Genomic DNA, 6692 nt, shown 5'->3' with positions numbered 1-6692 from the left:
AGACGGACCAGCTTATGAAGAGTTTGGCTACACGATTGACGGAGTGTTTACTCAGCTGTCAGATGACGCAGGAGCAAACGGTCAAAACGGATCAGATTCACTGGTAGTACCAGCGGGCAGCGAGATCGCCTTCATCATCAACGCAACAGACGACCAGCTCGGATCGGCCGTAGCCAACGTAACGAACATCACGATCGAAGCCACGCCACTGGAATGCCCAGTAGTAGATTGCTTCATCCGTGAGTTCACCGCCACCGATTCATGTGGCAACACATCGGTAGCACACCAGTTCTTCACGATCCAGGACACGACAGGTCCTGAGGTAATCGAAGGAGTGGAGGACATGATTGTTGAATGCGATCAGCCTGTTCCACAGGATGCTCCAGTGTTTGATGATGCTTGTAGTGAATTCGAGGTAACTGCAATTAGTTCTATCGTTGAACTTGATTGTGAATATGAGATTCAGCGCAGCTGGACTGCAACAGATTCATGTGGTAACTCAACTACAGTTTCACAAACAATTACGATTGTCGATACAACCGGTCCGGAATTCACTTTCGTACCTGGAGATCTGACTCTTGAGTGCGATGTTGAAGATGTTCCATTTGAGCCAGCTCAGGCAGTAGACAATTGTTCAGAAGTAACAATTACTCACTTTGACGAAGTTGTCAGCGATTCTTGCTCAACTGTTATTACACGCATCTTCACAGCAGTTGATGTTTGTGGCAACGTGACTACGGCAACACAGGTGATTACCATCATCGATACAATTGCTCCGGTTATCGAAGCCGAAATTGAAGTTGATCTTGCATGTGATGATTACGATGTACCAGTTCTTACTTCTGTTTCTGACAATTGCGATGAGGACCTCGAAATCACTTATGAAGATGCGAATGCTTCTGGAGGATGTGTAGGTAGAATCTTGAGAAACTATACGGTAACTGACAATTGTGGAAATGAAGCTTACTTTGAGCAGATCATCACGTTGATTGATACAGTTGCCCCTGTATTCACTTCATTCCCTCAGGATCTCACAATCAACTGTGATGATAATCCACCATCAGTAGACGGTGTGGAGATTGCATTTGAAGATAACTGCACAGAAGTGACTTTGTCATACGAAGGTGAAAACATCATCGAAGGTGATTGCCCGAATAGCTACACCATCGAGCGCACCTGGATTATTACTGATAACTGTGGAAACGAGACAGTCGGAGTTTGGACGATCAATGTAGAAGACAAAACAGCACCTGTTATCACAAACGTACCGGAGGCCCAAGTGCTTGAGTGCGGAAATGAAGGTGAAGTTGTTCTTCCAGATGCGACTGACAACTGCGATAGTTCGGTAGTTGTGACTTATGCGGACTTTGACTTAATCACTCCGTGGGTATTCACTTCTACTTCCGGAGACGGCTTTGGCGAAGCTAACGAAGATGGACTGACACTAGAAAGCTCAGATTCAGGAACACTGGTTAGCCAGATTGTAGCCCTCACATCAGCAGCAAAAGCGCTGACCATTAGCTTCGACTGGGATTACCTGACCACCGATGTAGACGGACCAGCTTATGAAGAGTTCGGCTACACCTTAGACGGAGTGTTCACACAGCTGTCAGACAATGCAGGAGCAAACGATCAGTCAGGCAGTGCTTCTTTCGAAGTACCAGCCGGCAGCGAGATCGCCTTCATCATCAACGCAACAGACGACCAGCTCGGATCGGCCGTAGCCAACGTAACGAACATCACGATCACAGCCACCCCACTGGAATGCCCGGTAGTGGATTGCTTCATCAGAGAGTTCACAGCAACAGACTCGTGCGGTAACTCTTCTGTAGCATACCAGTTCTTCACAATCGAAGACAACACTGCTCCTGAAGTGCTAAGCGCACCTGATGATGCGACAGTTGAATGCAGTGATGAACTTCCTCAAGTGGAGCCAGTGTTCACCGACTCTTGCGATGATTCACTCGATGTAGTAGTCGCTTCAAGTATTGTTCCTCAGGAATGTGGATACATAATCAACCGAAGCTGGACCGCGACTGATGATTGTGGAAACTCAACTACTGTAGATCAGACGATCACAGTGATTGATACTACTTCACCTACTGTAGTTTCGGCTCCGGAAGACGTAACTATCGAATGCGGAGAGCCAGAGCCAACCGATCAGCCAGTGTTCAGCGACAACTGCGATGAGGAGCTCCAGATCACAGCTATTAGTTCTATCTCTAACAATGAGTGCGGTTACACAATCAGCAGAAGCTGGACAGCGACCGATGATTGTGGTAACTCGACAAGTGTTAGCCAGGTGATCACGGTAGTAGACACAACTGCACCGGTGATTAGTGGAGAAGATAGCACAGTGGAGCTGGCTTGCAATGTTCAGCCGACAGTGATTGAGCCGACAGTAACCGACAATTGCGATGAAGACATCTCACTTGAATTTGAGATCGAAACCATCGATGGTGACTGTCCGAACAACTACACTCAGAACTACATCTGGACAGCAACTGATGCTTGTGGAAATAGCTCGCAAAGAGTGTTCACATTCATCTTCACTGATACTGAAGCTCCAATATTGAGCGCTACACCAGAGAACCTGACGATCGAATGTGATGAAGAGGTACCGGCTTACGAGATCACAGCTAGCGACAACTGCAGCCCTGAAGTGGCAGTATCGTTCAACGAGTCAGTTGAATCTCTTGACTGTGGATACGCTCTGAACCGCACCTGGAGTGCGACAGACGAATGTGGCAACACAACTACTCACACTCAGGTGATCACTGTGACAGACACAACTGCACCGATAGTGGTTTCTGCCCCAGAAGATGTAACCATCGAGTGCGATCAGCCAGAGCCAACCGATCAGCCAGTGTTTAGCGACAACTGCGATATAGAGCTCGAACTGACAGCCATCAGTTCAATCTCCGCTGGAGACTGCGGATACCAGATCCAGAAAACATGGTCAGCGACAGACGATTGCGGAAACTCAACTTCTGTTAGCCAAACCATCACGGTTGTGGATACCACTGCTCCTGTTCTCAGTGAAATGCCTGAAAACCTAACGGTAGAGTGTGATGAAGAAATTCCATCGTACACAATTACAGCTACTGACAACTGTACAGACACTGTGGAAGTGTTTATGGCAGAAGGTCTGGAAGTGCTGGATTGTGGTTACACATTGACTCGCACCTGGAGTGCTGCAGACGATTGTGGAAACACCGCTTCTCATACTCAGGTGATCACTGTTGTCGATACAACGGCTCCAGTGATTGAAGCAGAGATTGAAGTTGAAATGTCTTGTGACAACATCAACATGGCAAATCTGGTTTCAGCTACTGATAATTGCTCAGAAGAGTTGGAAATCAGCTTTGTTGATAACCCAGCTTCAGGAGGTTGTGCAGGTAGAATCCTCAGAAATTACACGGTAGCAGATGAGTGCGGAAACGAAGCTTACTTCGAGCAAATCATCACACTCATTGATACTGTTGCTCCGGTTTTCGAATCATTCCCACAAGATCTCACGGTTGAGTGTGATTCTGAAATCCCTTCTGCAGATGGAGTTGAAATTCTCTTCAGTGACAACTGCACCGATGTGACTCTCACTTATGAAGGTGAAAACATCATTGGAGGTGATTGCCCTCAGAGCTACATCATCGAGCGCACCTGGACTTTGATTGACGAATGCGGAAACGAAACAAGTGCCGTTTGGACGATCAACGTTCAGGATACAACTGCACCTGTTCTCCATGGAGTGCCTGCTGATGAAACTATCAGCTGTGATGAAGCGCTTCCTCAGTATCAAATTACAGCGACAGATAATTGCGATCCAGACGTGTTGATCACAATGGTTTCTGATGTTGTTGAAATGGATTGCGGAGCACAGGTTATCAGAATTTGGACAGCAACTGACGACTGTGGTAATTCAAGCTTCCACACACAAACAATTACGATTGTAGATGAAGAAGCTCCGGTCGCTGAATCAGTTCCTCAAGATGTAACCATCGAATGTGGAGATCCTGAGCCAACCGATCAGCCAGTGTTTAGCGACAACTGCGATGAGGAGCTTCAGATCACAGCGATCAGCACCATTTCGCAAGACACTTGCGGATACCAAATCTCAAGAAGCTGGACAGCTATTGATGATTGTGGAAATGAAACAACCGTTAGCCAGGTGATCACAGTGGTTGACACAACTGCACCGGTGATCAGCGGAGAAGACAGCACAACAGAACTTGCTTGCAACGTTCAGCCGACAGTGATTGAGCCAACAGTGACCGACAACTGCGATGAAGACATCGAACTTGAATTTGAGATCGAAACCATCGATGGTGACTGTCCAAACAACTACACTCAGAACTACATCTGGACAGCGACCGATGCTTGTGGAAACAGCTCGCAACGAGTGTTCACATTCATCTTCACTGATATCGAAGGACCAATGTTGAGTGCTACTCCAGAGAACCTGACCATCGAGTGCGATGAAGAGGCTCCAACTTACGAGATCACAGCGACTGACAACTGCAGCCCTGAAGTGGCGGTAGTGTTCAGCGAGTTCACTGAAGATCTCGATTGTGGATACGCTCTTAACCGCACCTGGAGTGCAACAGACGAATGTGGTAACACAACTACTCACACTCAGGTGATCACGGTAACTGACACAACTGCTCCGGTAGTCGTTTCAGCTCCGGAAGACGTAACAATTGAGTGCGACCAGCCAGAGCCAACAGATGCGCCAGTGTTTAGCGACAACTGCGATCCAGAGCTCGAATTGACAGCAATCAGTTCTATCTCCGCTGGAGACTGCGAATACCAGATCCAGAAAACATGGACAGCCACAGACGATTGCGGAAACTCAACTTCTGTGACTCAGATTATCACAGTGATTGACACAACAGCTCCAGCAGTAGTTGTAGGTGTTGAAGATCTCACATTCGAATGTGGTCAGGTTGGTGAAACTGGCGAGCCGCAATTTGCAGACAACTGTGACGAAGAGCTAGAAATCTTCTATGCAACTACGGACATCGTTCAGGAATGCGGATACCAAATTGAAAATGTTTGGACAGCGGTTGACAATTGCGGAAACGAAACAACGGTTACGCAAGTGATCACTGTTGTAGATACTACAGCGCCTGTAATTATCGGTGAAGTAGAAGATGCGACAGTAGCTTGTGCTAGCGATGTGCCAGCACCAGCTCAGCTGACTGCAGAAGACAACTGCTCTGGAGTAGAGTTTACGTTTAGCGAATCAGTAGTTGGAGACGAAACTTCTTGCGAGTATCAAATCGTGAGAACGTGGACAGCAACTGATGCTTGTGAAAACTCAGCTCAAGTTCAGCAAACAATCACTGTTGCTGATACAGAAGCACCTGTCTTTACAGCAGTTCCAGAAGACCTCACTCTCGAGTGCTCCGATGAGATACCTTCTTCTGAGGCATTTGCTGAAGACAACTGCGGAACAGCTACAGTGACATCTGTTGATAACACGCTTCCTTCAGATTGCCCAAGTGAGTATGTGATTGAGAGAGTCTTTACTGCAGTTGATGAGTGTGGCAACCTCGCTTACTACACCCAGACAATTACAGTTCAGGATACTCAAGCACCAACGTTGAGCGAACTCCCAGAAGATATCGTTCTCGACTGTGAGTCTGATCTTCCGGAAGTTCCTTCAATTACAGCATCTGATGTTTGTGATGGAGACGTTGACGTGACTTTCGAGCAAACTTACATTGGTGAAGCACCAGACGAGGAAGCTGAAGGTCAGTGCATGCTTGTTCAGCCTGAGAGTCCTTACTACAACCCTGATTGGGCGTTGTTCCTCAATAGCTTCCCTGGTGGATACGAGTACTACACATTGGTAGACGGATCGTGGATGGAGTATGAAGATGGTTCTGCTCAAATTACAGCAACAGTTGTAAGTGTGGACAATCCGAATGCCGGATGGGAAGTGAGCATCCTGTTGGAAAATGGCTTGCCATGGAACCAGTGGAGTACTCAAGGTTTCGCCAACAGCTATAAAGATGACTTTGGAATTGCTGGTGACAACTACGAAGATTGGATCTACTACATCATCAACAACGAGGAGTCAACGCTTACTGGTTGGGGAGATTTCGCTGGATCTGATCTGAGTCTGAGTCACGCGCCTTCAAGCTACTACTACGGATACCAGCTTGGTGTAGCTGCCAACAACGTAAACGATCAGTACGGTAGCGGTGGATGGTTCAGCTACGATGGACTCTTTGTAGATGCTAGCACACAATTTGAAGACGAAGTAAGTGGAGCAGGAGATGTGGCATTCAACCACGATTGCTGCCCACAATACGAAGTGGTTTGGACGTGGACTGCAACAGACTGTGCAGGAAACACAACAACTCACTCAATAAACATTTCTTTCGAAGACTTCGAAGACGATGTTACTGAAGAGCCACAAGGCTGCCCAGGTGACTTCAACTTCGATGGCTACATCGGAACAGGTGACTTACTCATGTTGCTCTCAGGAATGGGATGTCAGCAAGACTGCGGAATCCTTGATGTGAACGGTGACGGAAAAGTAGGAACAGAAGAGATTCTATTCGAGTTGTCAGTCTTCGGAACAGAATGTGACTAAAGGTTTAACTACTGAGGTCTCTACACTCTATTGAACAAAAAATCGCCCCGTTTGGATTTCCAAACGGGGCGATTTTATTTGAGACAGCCTG

1 protein-coding gene is annotated in these 6692 nt (G+C 47.2%); it reads left to right on the top strand.

What is annotated here, in order from left to right:
- Positions 1-43 precede the first annotated feature (43 nt).
- Positions 44-6601 (top strand): HYR-like domain-containing protein, encoded by a 6558-nt coding sequence (locus tag ABHV44_RS14000; protein WP_459075331.1) that lies wholly within the window; start codon positions 44-46, stop codon positions 6599-6601.
- Positions 6602-6692 lie beyond the last annotated feature (91 nt).

The sequence above is a fragment of the Halocola ammonii genome, from assembly GCF_049334165.1.
Classification (GTDB): domain Bacteria; phylum Bacteroidota; class Bacteroidia; order Flavobacteriales_D; family Sanyastnellaceae; genus JBEGHD01.
Note: the sequence above shows the minus strand (reverse complement) of the source record. Positions and strands in the feature narration are given on the sequence as shown.